Source organism: Paraburkholderia sp. GAS448 (assembly GCF_050435685.1).
Classification (GTDB): Bacteria; Pseudomonadota; Gammaproteobacteria; order Burkholderiales; family Burkholderiaceae; genus Paraburkholderia.
Window position 1 is genome coordinate 1 of the sequence record NZ_JBNDKT010000058.1, and the last position, 18092, is coordinate 18092.

The 18092-nt window shown below is 61.4% G+C and carries 17 protein-coding genes and 1 pseudogene; 4 read left to right on the top strand and 14 right to left on the bottom strand.

The window, feature by feature from the left end; translation table 11 throughout:
* Positions 1-266 (top strand): annotated as a pseudogene (locus P3T23_RS43445) (hypothetical protein); the annotation flags it as partial.
* Between the two features lie 66 nt (positions 267-332).
* Here the strand turns inward: P3T23_RS43445 and P3T23_RS43450 are convergent.
* The 9 genes from P3T23_RS43450 to P3T23_RS43490 all read right to left on the bottom strand — a co-directional run bounded on the left by P3T23_RS43450 (position 333) and on the right by P3T23_RS43490 (position 8915).
* Positions 333-1034 carry a response regulator transcription factor gene (locus P3T23_RS43450; RefSeq protein WP_429322222.1) on the bottom strand — a complete coding sequence of 234 codons (702 nt, stop codon included), beginning with the start codon at positions 1032-1034 and terminating at the stop codon, positions 333-335.
* Between the two features lie 265 nt (positions 1035-1299).
* Entirely contained in the window at positions 1300-2721 is a 1422-nt protein-coding gene (locus P3T23_RS43455) for a sigma 54-interacting transcriptional regulator (RefSeq protein ID WP_429322223.1), read from the bottom strand.
* A 24-nt stretch (positions 2722-2745) separates the two neighbouring features.
* Positions 2746-4152 (bottom strand): hypothetical protein, encoded by a 1407-nt coding sequence (locus P3T23_RS43460; protein WP_429322224.1) that lies wholly within the window; start codon positions 4150-4152, stop codon positions 2746-2748.
* 111 nt (positions 4153-4263) lie between these two features.
* On the bottom strand, positions 4264-5073 hold the full coding sequence (locus P3T23_RS43465; RefSeq protein WP_429322225.1) for a peptidase C39: 810 nt from the start codon (positions 5071-5073) through the stop codon (positions 4264-4266).
* A gap of 7 nt (positions 5074-5080) precedes the next feature.
* Complete coding sequence (locus P3T23_RS43470) at positions 5081-5788, bottom strand: C39 family peptidase (RefSeq protein WP_429322226.1); 708 nt, start codon at positions 5786-5788, stop codon at positions 5081-5083.
* A gap of 68 nt (positions 5789-5856) precedes the next feature.
* A complete protein-coding gene (locus P3T23_RS43475) occupies positions 5857-7257 on the bottom strand; it encodes a hypothetical protein (protein ID WP_429322227.1) in 1401 nt (466 codons plus the stop codon).
* 29 nt (positions 7258-7286) lie between these two features.
* Positions 7287-7910, bottom strand: a complete 624-nt coding sequence (locus P3T23_RS43480) for a hypothetical protein (protein WP_429322228.1) — start codon at positions 7908-7910, stop codon at positions 7287-7289.
* On the bottom strand, positions 7907-8413 hold the full coding sequence (locus P3T23_RS43485) for a hypothetical protein (RefSeq protein WP_429322229.1): 507 nt from the start codon (positions 8411-8413) through the stop codon (positions 7907-7909). The genes P3T23_RS43480 and P3T23_RS43485 overlap by 4 nt, the downstream gene beginning before the upstream one ends.
* 67 nt (positions 8414-8480) lie before the next feature.
* Complete coding sequence (locus tag P3T23_RS43490) at positions 8481-8915, bottom strand: hypothetical protein (RefSeq protein ID WP_429322230.1); 435 nt, start codon at positions 8913-8915, stop codon at positions 8481-8483.
* A 1822-nt stretch (positions 8916-10737) separates the two neighbouring features.
* On the opposite strand from P3T23_RS43490, the gene P3T23_RS43495 reads away from it, so the two are divergent.
* Positions 10738-11157: a hypothetical protein gene (locus P3T23_RS43495; RefSeq protein WP_429322231.1), complete on the top strand. Its 420-nt coding sequence runs from the start codon at positions 10738-10740 to the stop codon at positions 11155-11157.
* Between the two features lie 694 nt (positions 11158-11851).
* Here the strand turns inward: P3T23_RS43495 and P3T23_RS43500 are convergent.
* From P3T23_RS43500 to P3T23_RS43515, 4 genes are all read right to left on the bottom strand, one after another.
* Entirely contained in the window at positions 11852-12247 is a 396-nt protein-coding gene (locus tag P3T23_RS43500; RefSeq protein ID WP_429322232.1) for a DUF2471 family protein, read from the bottom strand.
* 21 nt (positions 12248-12268) lie between these two features.
* Positions 12269-12571: a hypothetical protein gene (locus tag P3T23_RS43505; protein ID WP_429322233.1), complete on the bottom strand. Its 303-nt coding sequence runs from the start codon at positions 12569-12571 to the stop codon at positions 12269-12271.
* Positions 12572-13007: 436 nt separating this feature from the next.
* Positions 13008-13802: a carbon-nitrogen hydrolase family protein gene (locus tag P3T23_RS43510; RefSeq protein ID WP_429322234.1), complete on the bottom strand. Its 795-nt coding sequence runs from the start codon at positions 13800-13802 to the stop codon at positions 13008-13010.
* A complete protein-coding gene (locus P3T23_RS43515; RefSeq protein ID WP_429322235.1) occupies positions 13799-15295 on the bottom strand; it encodes a purine-cytosine permease family protein in 1497 nt (498 codons plus the stop codon). Before P3T23_RS43515 ends, P3T23_RS43510 begins: the two co-directional genes overlap by 4 nt.
* A gap of 614 nt (positions 15296-15909) precedes the next feature.
* On the opposite strand from P3T23_RS43515, the gene P3T23_RS43520 reads away from it, so the two are divergent.
* Positions 15910-16941: a DNA-binding protein gene (locus P3T23_RS43520; RefSeq protein WP_429322236.1), complete on the top strand. Its 1032-nt coding sequence runs from the start codon at positions 15910-15912 to the stop codon at positions 16939-16941.
* Positions 16942-16973: 32 nt separating this feature from the next.
* Positions 16974-17327 (top strand): hypothetical protein, encoded by a 354-nt coding sequence (locus P3T23_RS43525; protein WP_429322237.1) that lies wholly within the window; start codon positions 16974-16976, stop codon positions 17325-17327.
* Between the two features lie 94 nt (positions 17328-17421).
* On the opposite strand, the gene P3T23_RS43530 is transcribed toward P3T23_RS43525, so the two are convergent.
* Positions 17422-18021 (bottom strand): ProQ/FINO family protein, encoded by a 600-nt coding sequence (locus P3T23_RS43530; RefSeq protein ID WP_429322238.1) that lies wholly within the window; start codon positions 18019-18021, stop codon positions 17422-17424.
* Positions 18022-18092: the final 71 nt, after the last annotated feature.

The window sequence follows — 18092 nt, forward strand, 5'->3', positions numbered from 1 at the left end:
ACATCTCTGGGGATAACTGGAAGGAGCCGGAACATAACTGTCTGACGCGCCACGGATTTTGTCGTGCTGCATCATGGCGAGGCAGGCCGCAGCCGCAGCACCGATCGCGCGATCAGGTGGAATGGCGGCCCTTCGTAGGCGGACTGTCTGCACACTCGACGGCCTATGCGCTGACGGTGCGCTCCGCGCTGTTTCGCTGGCTGATCGAACAGCGCTACGTGTTGGCCAAACCGTTCTCCGGCTGCCTCATCAACCCGTCATCCCTGGTGTCGCTCACGCGGACCCGGCATGCCGGGATGAGATTCCGTGGCAGGGACCCGCAGGTCCCCATGTCACAGTGGGTCCTCGCGTGCAGCGTTTGCCTTGTCGACCATGCGAATCAGTTCGGGCACGGACTTCGCGTTCATCTTCGCCATGACCCTGCCACGATGGACCTTGACAGTCTGTATAGCAACCCCCATCCGGGCTGCGATCTGCTTGTTCAGCAGGCCCATGACGACCCCCGCCATCACCGCCTGTTCGCGTGATGACAGCTGCGACAGGCATCGTTCAATCTCCGCCAGTTCCCGTCTGCGCTCGAACATCCTGGAGGCCCGCAGGATCGCGTGTTTGACCGCCTGCAGCAGGATCGTTTCGGTGACGGGCTTGGGCAGCACGTCACACGCGCCGGCTTTCATGGCCCTGACAGTCGTGTTGATGTCCGCGTGGCCGGTCAGGAAGATGACGGGCAGCACCGCGCCGACCTCGCGCTGCACGGCAAGACCGTCGAGGTCGGGCAGGCGCAGATCGAGCAGCAGGCACGCCGGGGCATGGACGATATCGGCATGCGCCAGAAAGTCCCGGGCGCAACTGAATGTCTGGATGGCGTAGCCGGGAAACAGGTGGGCAAGGGCGCGAAGGACCCGCTCGTCGCCGTCCACCACGAACACGTACGGCTGCCGTGTGTTGCCGGAGTTGCTGGCGTTGCTGCAGTTGCCCTCAGGTGAGGTGATCCCGTTTGCGCAGGTGAGCGCGCCCAGGCTGGCATCGTTCATGGTTTTCTCCTGGCAGCATTCATGGCGCTGGTGGTGTCACGGCCTGTTGCTGCCGCAGCGCCCGGTTTCATGGTACGCATACGAATGGGGTTCTCCCACCATCGTTTACGCGGGGGCCGCAGCACATGTCGACCTGCGTCGACCCTCGTTTCACCAGGCAGTCCTTCCCAAAAACATGATCCTGATTACGGCCGCGTGGTGCAACTAATGACCCGTGTCTCCATAAGCGCCGTTGGCGCCAGGTTCCTGTTGCGACACTGCCCCTTCACCGCTTCAGATCGTACGCACACATCAACCGGTACAGGGTGACCCTTGAAACGCCGAGCGCTGTCGCGGCTTCATTGAGACGGTGGCGGTTTCGCCGCAACGCGGTCTCGATGGCCTGCTTCTCGGCAGCTTCGCGGGCTTGTGCCAGGGTTGTCGTCTGCCGTTCGGTGAACGGTTTAAGATCGAGATCTTCCGCCGAGATCAGCTTGTTTTCCGCCATCACGATCGCACGGCGCACGCGATTGATCAGCTCGCGCACGTTACCAGGCCAGCTGTAGTTGTACATCGCCTGGATCGCCGATGGCGTGAAGCCGCGGACCTTGCATGCGCTGTCAGCCCTGAACCGGTTCAGGATGTGGTGCGCAAGAATATCAATGTCCTTGCCGCGTGCGCGCAACGGCGGCTCATCGACGCGCAGCACGCACAGGCGATGGTACAGGTCGGGGCGAAACCGCCCGTCGCGCATCGCGGCTTCCAGATCAATGTGTGTCGCTGAGATGATCCGCACATCAACGGGGATCGGCTCGTGAGAGCCAAGGTGTTCAATCTTGCCCTCCTGCAGAAAGCGCAGCAGGCTCGCCTGGCTCTCCATCGGCAGATCGCCAATTTCGTCAAGAAGCAGCGTGCCTCCGTCGGCCGCCTCGATGCGACCAATCTTGCGCTGGTTCGCACCGGTAAACGCGCCACGCTCATAGCCAAACAGTTCGGATTGCAGCAGATGAGACGGGATCGCGCCACAGTTGATGGCGACAAATGGTGCCTGCCTGCGCAGTGAGCGCTCGTGAATCGCCAGCGCCGTCAGCTCCTTGCCGGTGCCCGATTCGCCGGAGATGAAGACGCTGGCGTCAGTATTGGCGACCTTGCGGATCATGCGAAAGAGTTTCTGCATCGCCTCACAGGTGCCGACCATCTGGTCCTCGCCCAGAGCGCCCGACAGCTGGTCGGGATCGCTCAGCGTGGCCATGCCAAACGCATGCCCGACAATATAGTCGATCGTCGCAGTCTCCGCCGGCGTCGTGAGATAGTCAAAGCAGTAGTGCCTGATCAGGCGACGCACCGGCGGATCGGCAAGCCGCTCCGGGGCAACCAGTGCAAGCCAGCTGACCTGCGGCAGGCGCAGGCATGCTTCGACGACACCCAGGTCCGCATCCGCAAAGGTGTTCAGATCGATGATTCCCGCACAGGCCATGCCGCGTTTCAGGACGCGGCCGGCCTCCTGCGCGGAACACGCGATCGATACCGACCAGCCTCGCCCCTTCAGATGCTCGGCCAGCGCCAGGTTGGGCGTGTGGGTGACGTAGAGCAGCACTCGTTCAGTCGTGACATGTACGGTGCCAGCGTGGCCCGCGCGGCCAACGGACAGGCGCGACCGTTCGCCCGCACACGATGTAACGGCAGTCAGATGGGATGATTCGCGCATGATTGACCTCGTATTGTGGGCACGTCAGAACGTGTAGGGAAAACGCACGCCGACCACGAAGTTCGGCGTGTCAGGCGTCAGCCCGACCGAAACCGAAGCGTTGATCGTCAGGTGCCTGTTCACTACGTGATTCAACCCAAAGGTGAGGGCAGAGGCCGTCGTCTCGCTGCCCGGTACCTTCGAATAACTGCCGCCGGGCGCGCGGGTTTTTGACTCCGGCTCGAGTGCCATCGTGTAGGAGATGCTGGCCGAATCCTTTTCCGAGAACGCCAGCGCGACGCCCCCGCCAAACTGGACGATGTCCCCAAGCTTGACGGTCGCGGGTTCGGTCTGGCCCACCACGGACGAGATGTCCGAAAACGAGCGCGCGATGTTGTACGTATAGGACAGACTGCCGAACAGCACGACCGGGTCGTAGGTCTTCAGCACCGACATCCCGGCTGTCAGGTTCCAGAAGCCGGTGCCGGTGGGCAGTCTGGTCGGCGCCACCAGGTTGGTGTTGCCGGCGTCGACCTGCTGGACCTTGATGCCGAACGGCGATGAGCCGGTGGGCGACTTCACGCGCAGGCTGCCCACGATATCGGGCAGGCTGCTGGTTTCCTTCAGGAACTGGTAGTAGATCCCGAAGTTGACGTCACCGATATCGCTTGAATTCGCCGACGCATCCGACAACGTATTGGCCGCCCCGCCGGCACCACCGACGATGAAATTGCTATGCCGGTAGATATACGGCACATCGACGTCAACGCTCATCCGGTCGGTCAGACCATAGCGCGTGTCGAGGTCGGCCATCACCTGGTGCGACTTGGTTTCACCGAGGTTGATATTGCCCAGGAAGATCGCGTCAAGCGCGAGGAACCCGGACAGCTGTAACTGGCGGCGGTCATAGTAGGTATCGCTGATGCCCCAGTCAAGCGTGAGCTTGTGGTCAAACAACGGCGCGTGTTCGCGTTGCACAACCGCATTTTCGGCCTGTGTGCGTACCGGTTCCGCGGCTTTCTGCGTCTGCCCGACAACGCCAGTGCCATCTTCCGCCGGCACCGGTGGATTCACCGGCACACCTGTCGCAGTGCCGGTGCCGTCGCCCGGTGCGGGCGCGCCGGGGCCCACCTGGGCGAGAGGCGGCAGCGGCACCGGCAGTCCGTCTGCGCCCGGCGGGTCGGCAACCGGGCCGCTGCCAGCAGGTGCATCTGCACCTGCCAGGCCACGCCCGCGCTGTGACATCTCGAGGACCGTGACCTGGCGCTCGAGTGAGTTGATCTGCCGCTGCTGCTCATCAACCACCCGCATGAGCGTGTTCAGCCGCTCCTCGAGCGTTTGACTGGCCAGCGCCTGCGCGCTGGCTCCCTGCGAGAAGGCGAACAGCATGACGGCAGCTGGAATGGCTGCCAACGCCATGCGCGTCGCCCTGGTCCCCGAAACGGTGATCATTGTGTTTCCCCCGGTATTACGGCACACGTCGCTTATCTGCTTATGCATCACGCGCTGACATCAGTGCTTCAACTTCCCTGCGCATACCCTGCAAGCCGGTAACGGCTTCCGTCACCTCCTCACGATGTTTTGCAGGGCCTGCAGCAGGCCCATCTGGCGAAGCATCGCAGCCGATATCGGCTGCGTCTGCAAATGCAGTTGCAACTGGTTAGTGACCTGCTGTTGATTGCCCGCGATCTGAAGCAGCTGGGCAATCTGGGCGTTGCCGGGCGCGATGGTCTGCGTCGCCGCGCCAGCCGGCGTCTGCAGCGCCACCGACATGCCATGGGCACCGAACGCGACGCTGGCCGTGATGGAACCCGTCAGGCTGGAGGCCGTGGCGGACGGTGCGCCGTTAGCGCCTGCGGGCAGCAGGGCCGCATTGTTGTTGAAATCAATCTGCGCGGCGTTGGTGCCGAGATTCCCGTCGCCGGCCACCTGCGTGACCTGTGATATCCCGTTGACCGCCACACCCTGTCCACCGCTGACGTGAGCGTTACGACTGGCGCCGCTGCCCGCCCCAGCGTCGCCGGTTACGCCGGCGTGCGTGTCGACCGTCGCGCTGATCTGGCCGCTCGCGCCCTGCACGACGGTGAGCGTGCCCTGCGCGATCGCCATCGCGCCGTTCGGCTGTTGCCATTCAGAAAGCAGGTTCAGAACGAACCCGGAGATCATTGACGCGCCGGCATATTTCCCGGTCTGGTGTGCCAGTACCTCGTCGTCGACCGTCTGCACCTGAATGGCCTGCGAGGCGATGCCAGCCGATGAAAGAAGTTCAGGTACCGGGGGCAAGCCGGCGTTTTCGGCGGCAAGGACACCACTGCAGCAGCCGCACATCGTGCTGCACAATGCGAGGCCCCATGCTGAAAGATGACGCTTCATGGTTGAGTCAGAACAGGTCTGCCTTGATCAAGCCATACTCTACAAACGGTGTCGCCGCGGTCCCAGTTGACAGCGCGTTGGCGCGCAGCCTGAGGGCCAGCGACTCGTTGTCCTGCAGCAGCGGTGAGTCCTCCCTGAATGGTTTGCCAAGAACCGCGAAGACCAGGCCGTTCCACGTCTTCGCGAAGTCTTCTTCGAGCACGATGCGGTTGCCGAGCGCAGGATCCGCAATGAAGATACGGCCATCCTCTGCATGCTTGACGATCACGAAATGCTCGTAGCCGTCAATGTTCATCAGCACCATCACCGGTATCTGGAGGTGATAGAGCGCATCCGTATTGACGCGAAATCCACGACCGTGCAAGCCAATCGTCTCGACGAATTTCTTCATATCGAGCATCGAGAAGCCGTTCTTCACGACGATCTCGGGTGTCGAGAACGCCATCATCCGGCGAATCAGTTCGGCTTCCGGGATATCAATGCTGTACCCGTACCTGAGCAGCGTGGCAAGCGCCGCGGCACCACAGCTATAGTCGAACTGCTGGGTGACGATGTGGCTATAGCGGATCTCCCTCATCGAGCGAACCGGTTTGGTGAGCGGAACGCCTGCCAGAGTGGAGGTATCGATGGTTGCCTGTGCGTGGGCCGTGCATAGGGTGCAGATCGACAATGCAACCCCTAGCCTTAGCCCCATGAGCCGTCTGGTCCCGGACATGCGTTTCTCCTGCTGTTTGCGCCGGCGACCACCCGGCCACCGGCGCGCCCCTGTGCTGATCAGCCTGTCTACCTCCCGCTCAGGTTCATCGCGGCGATCGCCAGCCCGTTGTGCTGCACGTTGCCCACCCCACCGGCAATGTTCACCCCGATGTTGCCGCTGGCATTGTCCAGCGCGTCCGAGCCCAGCATCGCGGTCCCTTCGAAAGAACCGTTGAAGTGCATGTGCGCCGACTGGCTGGTCTGATCAGTAGCCACCATGGCCACGGTATCAACGTCATCCCCGGGCGCCATGGTCGTGGTGGAGGCGGCCAGACTGTTGTTCTGCACATTGCCGATGCCCGAGGCCACGTTCACGCCGACATTGCCCGATGCCCCCTGCAGCGAGTTATCGCCCACCGACGCATTCAGGTTGAAGTTGTGGACATGGGCGTGGCCGGCCGACGACTGGTCGTTAAAGATCTCCGCATTGCCGAACACGTTGCCCGCATCTACCGAGGCCAGCGACGCGTCGTTGCTCTGCGCGTTGTCGATCCCTTCCGTGATGTTGACGCCGATGTTGCCCGAGACTCCGTCGGCCGCGCCACTACCCGTGGTCGCTGTCAGGTTGCCGGGCGTCTGCGTATCGATGTGCCGGGTAATGCTGCCGGTTGTCGTCACGTCGGTCGTGGCAAGGCTCGAGTCGACACCCCATGCTGCAGCGAAACCGTCCGTTGAGCGCGAGGCGCTTTCGCTGTAGCCGCCCGACTGCTCGGCAAAGGCCTGGTGACCAGAACCCTGGTCAGCATGGAAATTCCACCGCGCCCCCTGACCGGAGCCTTGCGTCGCCTCGAAGCCACCGGCCACCTGCGACGAGTTCCGGTAGCCGGATTCGCTATAGCCGGCCGAAAAGCCTCCCTGAGTGTGAAAGGAGCCATGACCATGACCGGGGTCATTGTCAACCGCATAGTTGTAGCTGCCACCGGCCGAGCCGCCAGCCGAGATATGGCCACCGGCATTCTGGCTCTGGTGACTGAAACTGCCCTCGATACCCGCACTCTGCTGGCTGTATTCATAGCCGCCGCCCGAGACCGAGCTGCGCTCGTTGCCATACGTATAGCCCGACGATTCCTCGTAACCCTGGGCGCTGACGGATGACGACGAATGGGTCCTCGTCACGTCCGCGAAGGCAATGCCGCCGCCTCTCACCGACGAACGGTTGTTGTTGATGGTGGTCGTGACGCTGCCCGACGTGTAGCTCTGCGCATTCGGGTCCAGCGTCGTATCCGCCATGACGTCCTGCGTATTGTTGACGACGGCGCCCGCCGTGCTCGACACGTGTACACCGCCAAACAGGGTGACCCAGCCATGGATGTCGACGTCCTCGCTAACGCTGCTCGCATCAAAGATGTAGGGATCCTTCCAGCCATGCGCGAATACACTGCCCGATGCTGCGGCCAGCACTGCTGCGGCAATAAGAGTGCGCTTCATGATTTCTGCTCCGATTCAAGGGTGCTCAGTTAGAAAAGAGTGCCCGCCGGGGGACGGAGCACAAAACTGTTTGCCGTGGCGTTACCGGCTCCGGCAGCCTGGTTGATCTGCACGATCCCGCTGGCGTTCCTGAAGGCCTCGCTGGAAATACTGGCCTCACGTATGCCATGAACCCTGATGGACCGATCCAGACCACCGTTATTCGCGGCCGTTGCGGAAAGCTCCCCGTCCGATACGGTCTCGACCCCGACCGCCCCGGTACCCAACTGGGTACTGTTGCGCTGGAGATTGCCTGCGCCCGCGGACTGGTTCACCATCACCGCTCCGGACGTATTCGAAAATGCGTTACCCGCAATGGACGCGCTAGCATGCGTGACCTGCGCAGCCCCTGCGGCGCCCTGCACGCTGGCGTTCTGGTTTGCCCCAGCAGTGCCGGTGGCAATCGTCAACTGATTGGTCTGGGCGTTATCAAGGCCCGCGGTTTCATTCACCGCGAGTACGCCGTGCACACCGACCGCCACACCAGTGGCGACCGACGCGTCGCCGCCAACCTGCGCAATCGCCTGCGCGTACCCGCCGTTCGGAGCAAGCGTTGCACTGCCTATACAGGCCCAGGTGAAAAGCCGCCTGAGCCATGTGTGACGGGGACTCATTTCAGCCCTCCAGATGCGCCGCCCAGCGCGTTCGACAATGGAGCGAGCGCCCCCACCACCGATGACGAGATCGTCCCGCCGATGCCCGCGCCAGCCTGGCCGATACCGCCTGCGCTGAGCGCGACCGTACTGCCGGTTGACCTGCCACTCAGGATCTGCGTGACGTCCTGCAGCCCCGTACCACCCAGGGTGCCGTTCGGGGCGACACCGCTTGAGCCGTGCGCATTGGTCAGATCGCTGTCGGAGGCCAGTTGCGCCATCGCCGGATCGAAGCTGCTGGCCGGAAACGTCGTCGCCCGAACGCTGACCGGGTCCTGAGTTCTCGGGACCGGGACGAACGCATCACGCGGTGTGACCTGCCGCTCGATGATGAGGTCGCCCGGATTGGTCACCTGTTGCGCGCCTGCATTTGTCGAGCCGCCGGCAGCAAGGACTGCGGACAGTACGAGCAGCCATGAGACGAGGACGCCACGGGTGCACGGTTTCGGTGTCAATGCGGTCATGTCAGTTCCTTGCGGGAAAACGTCGCCACGCGCTTTGTGATGGCGTCACGGCCGGGGCATCGTTCAACTACTTTCTCTGGTAACTCGCGACGTTGCCCTGGGCTGACTGTGCAACGCCGGCCGGCGCCGGCAGCGGCAACGGGGGTGCGATCTCATCCCACAGCGTGACCGCCCCTCCTTTCATCAATTCCGGTGTGGCCGCAACCATCAACATGCTGGACGAGCCACCCACCTGCGTGGACAGAACCTGGTCGTCGAGCACGATGTCACTGGCTGAAACAACATCCGCCTGCGTGGTCGATGCGTCCGCCATCGAATCCAGGGACGCCATTTCTTCGCCTGTCTCACTCGCGACGGCACCAGCCTGTCCCGCGACAGCATTGCCCGCACACGCGCAGTCCTGCGCGTGAGTGCAGGGGGAGATCGCCATTAATGCCAGTGCCATGCAGAGTGCGGCACCAGATGGCATGCAGTGTGGATTGGCGCAGGAAGTAACTCGCATGATGGGCCTCCTTGGTTCCTGGCATTTAGCCAAAACCGTGCCATAGCGTGCAGTTCTTTGAAAATGTTGAGTAAATCCGGAATGCTTAGCACTCTAAAACATTGAATTTATAAAAACGTTTCACGTTTACAACGAAATGACCGAATATGTTTATATATTTGCACTTATGTGGCAGTCAAAACGGGGTGAAAAAATGCGAAGTGAAGTATCTGGGATGGGTTGACAGGAAATATCCCAGTCCTGAAAGTCAATCTGATGGCCTTATTCACGGCGTTTTACATTATTTAACATTTAGCGCTTCGTGGAATATTTCACGATCGCAGAAACGTTTCTTTAACGTGACATTGTGGGCCGGATAGCCTCCCGGTTGCGGCGACAAGTGGCTTTCCCGATTTTTTATGCATACGATATGGACATCCAGATGTGATTCGGTGGGTTAATATAGGAGGTTGATATGCGAGCCTGACCACCATAGACGACAGGAGTTCGTGATTCGAGGCAGTCGGGAGATTGTTGTCCATCACAGATCCAGGTATCCACGCACGCCTTGTATAAATCCCTGTCCCACGCGGCCAGAACCTGGTCACAAGGAGCACGTCCCGGTTAAATCGCCACGACGCGCACCATCGACCGATTCAGGATAGAAACGTTTTACATATTGCATAGCACAGCCCATCCCGCATCAATCAATGACTTTCCAGCTCCGGTTTCAGGGGCAATAAAACCTGACCGTCGCAGCATTCCGGAAGTGGGCGATTTATCGCTGACAGCGACCATTGTCTCCCGCCAAAGCTACCTTCATGCTGCGTAAATCCTTCCGCATTGCCGGTGTAAAGCTCTTGTAACGCGCAATCTTCTCTTACCCAGACGTCGTAAGCTGGCGAGCCGTTAATGTGCCAGGACGGATTTCTCTAAAAACGTTTCTCAAATGACTCGTCAAAACCGGTTCTGCATGTCTGTATCCGAATCAAAAAGACGTCCCGGCTGATACCGCCGATCCATGCCCGACATGACATGAACCGGACGATATTTAACCATCGACGCAACACCTGAACCTCGGCGCTTACATGCGATTTGACGATGGGCACAGGGTCATTCCGGTACGCACCCGACTCAATTTCTTCTGAAATCGACATCAATCGATTCAGGATTGCTACGGTTTTTCGGATTCAGCTCGTACTGGGGCTCGCGTTTCATGCTGGCGTCATGGGCAGCACGGGTTCGAAGGAGGTGGCACACATATCGCTTCGCGAGAGTTGAGCACCCAGTGAGATTGCCAGCGTTCTCTCTGCCTGGTCGGGTATTCAGCGTTGCATGGTGGCGGATTGCAGAGGAAAGCGGTCTTCACGTAATCATCGGCTGAAGGCGTGATGACGTAGTAGAGGCCAACGAGGTTTGCAGGGTTTCGAACGGAGAACGGCGATGAAAGCCATCACACACAATAAGTACGACTACGTGTTATCAAGAACCGCATTTGCGATGTCGACCGCGATGCTGATCCTGCTGGTAACGGAAACGGCGTGGGCGGCGCCCGGTGACGCCACGACACGGGACCCGGATAGCCGCTGCGGCATCGCTGCTGGCTCAGCCATTGATTGCGTCAGCCCGACCCGCTCTTCTGTCGGCAACAATGGCACCGCAAGGTCCGGTGGGGCGTCAGCGACCGGCTCTGGCGCAGACGGCAGCGGCAGCGGTGGTGGCGGAAAGGTTGGCGGAGGAAGCCCGACCACTACCTCCGGTAGCACAGGCGGACAGGGGCCGACTGCGACATCCCCCGGCTCGGGAAACAGTATCGGAGGTGTGGCTCCTGGCACCAGCACCAATGGCGGTTCAGGATCAGGGCGGAGTTCTTCTGGCGCTGGTGCCGGTGGCAAAGGTGGAAGCAGTTCGGCCGGAGGTTCGGCTGGAGGTTCGGCTGGAGGTTCGGCTGGAGGTTCGGCTGGAGGTTCGGCTGGAGGTTCGGCTGGAGGTTCGGCTGGAGGTTCGGCTGGTGGTTCGGCTGGTGGTTCGACTGGGCACGGCGACGGCGGACACGGTGACGGTGGACACGGCAATGGCGGGCACGGCGACGGTGGACACGGCAATGGCGGGCACGGCGACGGTGGACACGGCAATGGCGGGCACGGCGGCTATGGTGCCTGCTCAAGTGGACATGGCGGGGGGGCACGATAGATCAAAACACAGATCCAACCGCAGCATGGGCGATTCCGTGGTGCGACGAAAACTGGGCATAGCATCATGATTCCGCGCACAAGTACGCTGGTGGCCGATCGCGTTGCTGATCGACAGGTCCGACAGTTCGACGACGTCAGAGGTGTCCGGTACGCGACGGCCATTCGTGTCCATGATTATCCAGACGAGCGCCTTTTGCGTGATCGCCGGCGCGGCGAACGCCTTTGTCCGTCACGGCTGAAGATTCGCCGCCTGAAGGCATGCACCATGCGACGCCTATCACGCTCCAATCCTGGATAGGTGCAAGGATTCGTGCGAAATTGCGTATCATCGCCCGCCACACCTTTCCAGGCTTGGAACTGACGGCGTCGATGCGTGAACATTTCTGGCAGTTCGTTAGCGCGTGGGGCTGGAGGCCGTCGAGCACGGAAAGTCTGTCGGCTGCGCCATCGGCGCGCTGTCATGGCCCACCGACACAGAGGACGGATCGGCCGGTAGTCCGCGATTCGCTTCGCCGCGTTTCATTCGTTCGTACAGTCGGGGCGTAATGCAGGGCGCAAGGCGTCTGAACGCCCGTCTGGCCGACGGGATCTGGTTGAACTTCCCACGACACTTGCCGTCGGGATCCCACAGCAGAAACATGTCGCTCCCGTTCCCGCAATACCGGGAGATGAGCCATCCATCCTGGTGACTGAGCAAATACGGATTGATTTCGGTCCAGTCATCGGTCGATGGCATGATCAGGAATCCAGATTGATATTGCGTCAGGCAGTCTCGACGGACAGATCCTGCGTGAGCGCCCGCACGATCGCGTAGATGGCAGGCAGCGGGTCTTCGTCATGTTGCCAGTCGACGGGGGCGTCAGGTTCCGTCACGGGCAGGCGACTGTCGGCCAGCCGGATGAATGCATCACGGATCGTGGCGGGATGCCGCCCCTGGAAACCCAGGTCTGCAAACGCCTGTTCCTCAATATCCAGCAGCATGCGCCACGTCAACACCGCCGCCTGCTGGGGGCGGGCAGTGCGGCGCATTCCGGGGCGACGCTGCGCAAGCAGCGCGACAACACGCTGCAGGTCGAGCGCGGCGCGCTGCGCGGCACGCTCCAACGCGACGGGATCGGATTGCGGATCGTCGTTTTCGAGCAGGGAGTGATCGAACATGCTGATCTCTGTGGGCAAACGTTAGCGTGGCCGGGATGCTGTCACCAGGCATTGCGCGAGGAGGCGCCGGATCTGTGCGAGGTGCCGGTCGCCGACCGCGTGGTCGGCATCGTCGTGTTGCGCCTGGCGAGGCTCAGGCGGCCGCACGCCAAGGTAACGGCAAACGGCCGACACATAGGGTTTCGCCGGGGAACCGGCGGTTGTCTCGCGTTGCGCGATCAGCCGGCGCGCGGCGTCGGTCACGCGCGGCTCGCCGACATGCGCGCACAGCCAGGCGAGCGTTTGGCGGTCGCCTTCGTTGAGGACTCGGACGAGGTGTTCCATACCAACCCCTGTATGTTTGTACAGTGTTATTATATACAGTGTTTGCGAGACAGGCAACAGGTCGATGCGAGCTTCAGTTGAAGATCAGAAAATGGCTGGCTGGGGCCACGCGAAGAGGGCAAAAAACACCCGGGTGTTTGGCCGCTGCTGGATGCCATCAGGCTTGATCAACGTGCGATACCAGACAGGGCGAATCGCCGCAAACAGAAAGGCCACCCAGGGCGGCCTTTCTCACGCCTGTCGTTTCAGGCACGCCGGAGCGCGGGTGTTCGTCGGTCACACTTGATGGCGCAGGGGACGGTTGGCACGCATGCGACGCAGACGCAACCATAGCCATCGTAGATGCGGCAACGTCGCTGTCGATTTGATGGGCGAGTGGGTTAAGTGGACGCGAGCCGCCGTGGGCGCGCGTTCAGCCTCTGGTCAATTCGTCACGTCAGGGGCGACGAACGTCAGCCAGCGGAATCGTTGAAAGCTCGACGTACCGGAATTCTTCCCGCGCGCGCCTGACATCATCCATGTCCAGCGTTACATTGATGGCAGTCACGTCGTCTGCACCGGCTATCGATACCGTTTGACCAAAAGGATTGGCCACGTGACTTTCACCGCTGAACGTGTAGTGGTCGCCCGCGCCAACCCGATTCGCCATCACCATGTACAACTGATTCTCCATTGCACGAACGGGAATCGCGGCGCGATGGACATGGCCGTACGGCTTCATCATACCGTCGAGGACGACGATCAGATCTGCGCCGTTGTGCGCGAGCATACGCGCCGTTTCAGGAAACTCAATGTCGAAGCAGATGAGCAGGCCAAGCCGGATGCCGTGCCAGTCACATACGGGGAATTCAACCCCTGCTTCGAAGACTCCTTCGTCCGACGCATAAAGGTGCGACTTCCGATACCTGTGCAGGATCTCGCCGCTGGCGTCGATCAGCACGCCGGTATTGAAGAAGCGGCCGTTATCGACTTCCGCGAAGCCGATGGCCACGCTCAATCCGGTGTCTTTTGCTGCCGTACGAATTGCGGTGATCGAGGGCCCGTCCACGGGTTCGGCCAGTCGCGAGACGTTCTCCGGTGTAGGGAATCCGGGAATGAATGTTTCGGAAAACACCACCAGATCGACTTCACCGGCGCACTCCGCGATGATTTTCAGCGCCTTGTTGAGGTTGCCTGCGATGTCGCCGTCGACGACAGTCGACTGGATCAGGCGAATGCGGGGAGATTTCATCGGTCAGCCTCGACAGCGTGAGATGCCATCGTCGCGAAGTCGCTTTCCTTGATGCTACGGATGACTTTCTCCTCAGCGTCCAGATCGAGCGACTGGGCGAGCACGAAGTAGGTCGCACCGGCAACGACAAGCCCGACAAGCCACGCGATATCGATGCCGTTTAACAGGTGAGCGCAGTAACCGACAAATATCTCTTTGCCCGTTGTCGCGTCAACAATGTCGAAGAAGGGGACCATTGCCACGAAGCCAATCAGGTACGAGACGATCCCACGCATCTGCCACGCGCCATAGATACCTGTCGGGTTGAAGAAGTGAGGAATCGCGTAACGCCCCTTGCGAACGAAGAAATAGTCCACGAGGTTGACGGCCGTCCAGGGCACCAGGAAATACAGAAGCAGGACCAGGAACGTGTTGAGAAGGGCAATCCCGTTGCCTTTGATGGACAGTATGCAGATCAGCAGAATGGCGCTGATTACCATGACCGACATGATCCGGGCTCCGCGCGTCGGAGCGATCTTCCTGATCGAATCGACTCCCGTCAGAACGGTCAGCATCGCGCTGTACGTGTTCAGTGAAATGATGGGAAGGAAACCTGCGACCGAGATGATTACCAGTGCGCTGCCAAACCCGGGGAACATCGCGGAGCCGACCTGGTTCAACGCGACCAGTGCGTCAGACGCCTTCAGTTCCTGCGCGAGCCAGGCACCCAGGCCGATCATCCAGGCGCCCGACAACGATGCGCCAAGGAAAATGGCCGCGATGAGTTTCTTTCTGCTCGTGTTTTTCGGCAGGTAGCGCGAATAGTCCGAGACGTATGGCGCATACGAGATGTTATAGCTGGCGGCGATTGCAAACTGTGTAACAAACGCGATCCAGTTGAACCCGAGGTTTGGCACTGGTGCGGCCGCACCCTTGCCAACTCCAAATATCAGCGCCCCCGTGACGATCGCGTAGAGCGGCAACGTCGCAATCAAAGCCCATTTGAACGCCTTGTGCATCAGGTCGTGGCCGTAGATCGACAGCAGCGCCCCAACGAGTACTGCCGCGACGCCCACGAACACCGGGTCGAGCCCGAACACACTCTTCAGGCCATCCATGATGAGTGACACGTTGACTACGTTAAAGCCCACAAAGACGAACAACGTTGCCATCAATGCGAGGATGACGCCGCGATAGCCAAACTGGGCACGCGACTGGATCATCTGTGGCAGGCCCATTTCTGGTCCCTGCGAGCCGTGAAACGCCATGAAGATCGTGCCGAACATGATGCCAAGCGCGCCAGCCAGTGTGGTCCAGCCCGCTGACAGGCCCATGCCGGGGCCGACAAAGCCAATTGAAATCGTGAAGAAGTGAAAATTGCCCAGGAACCAGAAAGGGCCCTGGCTGCGCAGGCGTGCATGCCGCTCGCTTTCCGGAATGTAGTCGATGGAACGACTCTCGACTTCAAGACCAGCGTCGGCGCCGGCCAGATCAATAGCTTTGGGGTTATTCATGCGGAACGTGTCTCCAGGCATGTCGTTATTGGCGCATTGTGAAGCCCGGTATCTCGTTTCCGCGAAGGGGCTGGTAACAAGCTTCCGGCATGATCTCACTCCGCTTTCATTCAGTTGGGAACATGTGTGAAGATCCCAGTGGATCGGAGTGTTGCCCGGCAGAAAGAAAAAATGAATTGCGAAATTTGCACGTTTACTTCAACGATCGTAGATGTGTCGTCGATAGTGCATTTGGGAGAAGGACTTGCGGTGAACATCATCCGATCAGGATCGGAGGCTGACTAGGGTTTTCCTTACCGCTACAGATGTGGGAGACGTGACTCTTGCCCCAGCCGACGCTGAAGGGGGGAGCAATTGAATGTAGTTGTTTTCCACTACCGAGCATTCTTCGGCCTCTGCTGCCCGGTGCCCGGATCCATCTCGGCGACAAATGCCCGGGGCTCAGCCACGGCTTTAGCGTGACCAGCGACTGCCTCATTCTTGGAATGCCCCCATTCGCGCCCCTCTGTTCCAATTCAACATTACAGCAATAATGTCTAAATTATAGCTCGTGTAATTGGATAATTTGCGTATTACGTTGTATTATCAACGCATTGAACCCGAAACCCGACCCCATGCCCGACACCCTCGACGAAACCCGCCTCGCGGCCGAAATCGAGCGCCTCAAGGTCCAGTTCCCGAAGACGCGCGAGCTGTACCGCGAGGTCTGCGCGCTGCTGTTCTTCCGCTTCGGCGTCCCGCCCACCGCGAACCGGCTGTATCAGCTGGTGCACCGCGGCAGCATGGGCACGCCCGCGGCCGCACTCTCGGAGTTCTGGGCCGAGCTGCGCGAAAAGAGCCGGGTGCGCATCGAACACCCCGATCTTCCGGCCGATCTTGGCGCCGCCGCCGGCGAGCTGGTGGCCACACTCTGGACGCGCGCGACCGCGTCAGCCGGGGCAGCGCTCGACGCACTGCGCAGTGAAGTCGAGACAGAGCGGACGGCGGCGCAGCAGTCGGTCGTCACCACCCGTGACGAACTGGGGCGCATCGAGACCGCGCTCGAACAGCGCACCGCGGCGCTGCTAGCCGTGCAGGTGGAAGTGCGGGAGCTGGAGAAGGCGCAGGCCGAAGGCCATGCGCACCGACAGGCGCTGGAGGCGGAAGTGCTACGTCTCTCGGCGACGCTGGCTGCGCGCGACGGCGAACTTGTGGAGATGAGGGAAGGATTTTCGCGCGATCTCGCGAAACAGCGGGAAGCGGCTGACCGTGCGGAGGAACGGCTGCGGGCGTCTGAAAAGCGCGCCCTGCTGGAGATCGATCGCGAGCGCAGTACCGCAACGAAGCTGCAGAAGGAGCTGGACGAAGCCACGCGCCGCGGCGACCGGAAGGATGCCGAGCACCGCCGTGCCTCTGAAACCATGCAGGCCCAACTGGGCGACGCGCGTCATCAGACGGGCCTGCTGCAGGGACGCATTGATGCCGTGCAGGCGGAGAATACGCGGCTACAGACCGAGATGGTGCGGCTGCGGGAAGTGGAAACCCGTGCGCCGGAAACCCGGACGTCGTCCGCATCGGCGGGAGTCAGGAAGGCACTGCGGCCGACCCGTTCGCCTCGCGCCGGGTCGACGGCCGGGCCAGCAACCCGTCGCAGGAAAGCGTTATAAACGCAGGGGACCTTGCCGGGGGAATGGGTTGCATGGCTGATATCTACCTGCTTGACGGACTGACGCTGCCGCACGGTGTCACGCATGAGTCGTTACCAGACATGGTGACGCGCTTCATGGCGGATTGCTGGCAGGGCATGAGCCGCACGCAGATGAGGGCTCACGCGAAACGGCAAGGTCTGCGTCTGTCGTTCCGCGCAACGGCCCCGTGTGCGCCGGGCGAAACCGGCGTGTTCGAGTTGCGCTTCGACGACGGTGCAGTCGAATGCCTGATGCTGGCGCGGCTGCAGCGGATCGGAAACAGGCGCCGTAAAGACCGCCGTACCAGCCGGCCCGACGCATCGCCACCTCCGGCGCGGGATCCGCGGCAAACGCGGCTCTTCTGACGAGCTTCTTGATGTCGAGCATTACTTACAACAACCAGATCCGTCCCGCACGGGCATCATGGCAGAGGCCGCACGCAACGACCGACAATCTGCTTCAGGCCTTTTCAGCCCGAGCCGGCGAGTCTACGGGCTCCACAACCTTGCCCGCTTCCTTCGCCCTGGTCCGCTCCTTCCGGCTTGCCAGCGCCGCATTCGCGCGGGCGATGTGCTCGGCGGTGATGCCTGCCCCCGCCGACACACGACCATCCAGTTCGTAGCGCGAACCACCTGCGGCGACACGCTCGTGATAACGCGGATGGTTCACGTGGCGCCCAAGCACCAGCTGGATAAGCGCCTGGCCGTACTGCGGGTGTCGCGCGGCCAGTTCGCTCGCGACGCCGATCTTCAGTGGCAGGCGGTCGCGAAACGCCCGATGGTGCTTCGCGAAAACGTTCCAGATCGCATGGAACTGGCGGTTGCGTTCGATGCGCGCCTTGTTGCCTTCGCCGGCGTGCGCTGCCGGCTGCGGCGCACAGACGGTGGAGTGCGGCGGTGCGGCAGGCCGGCTGCCGGTTTCCGGCGCGTGGGCCAGCGCAGGTTGCCGGGGCGGGGCGCTCTGCGGCTGTTCCGCGGACGCCGGCTCCATGCGCTTGCGGATTTCCAGAAGCCCCTCTTGCAGGCTGAGGGTACGGCGTTGTTGCGATACGACTTTCACATCCAGCTCTCTCGTACATAAAGGACGGCGTGATACCGGAGTGGGGACGCGGCCTCCGCCCGGCCATGAGG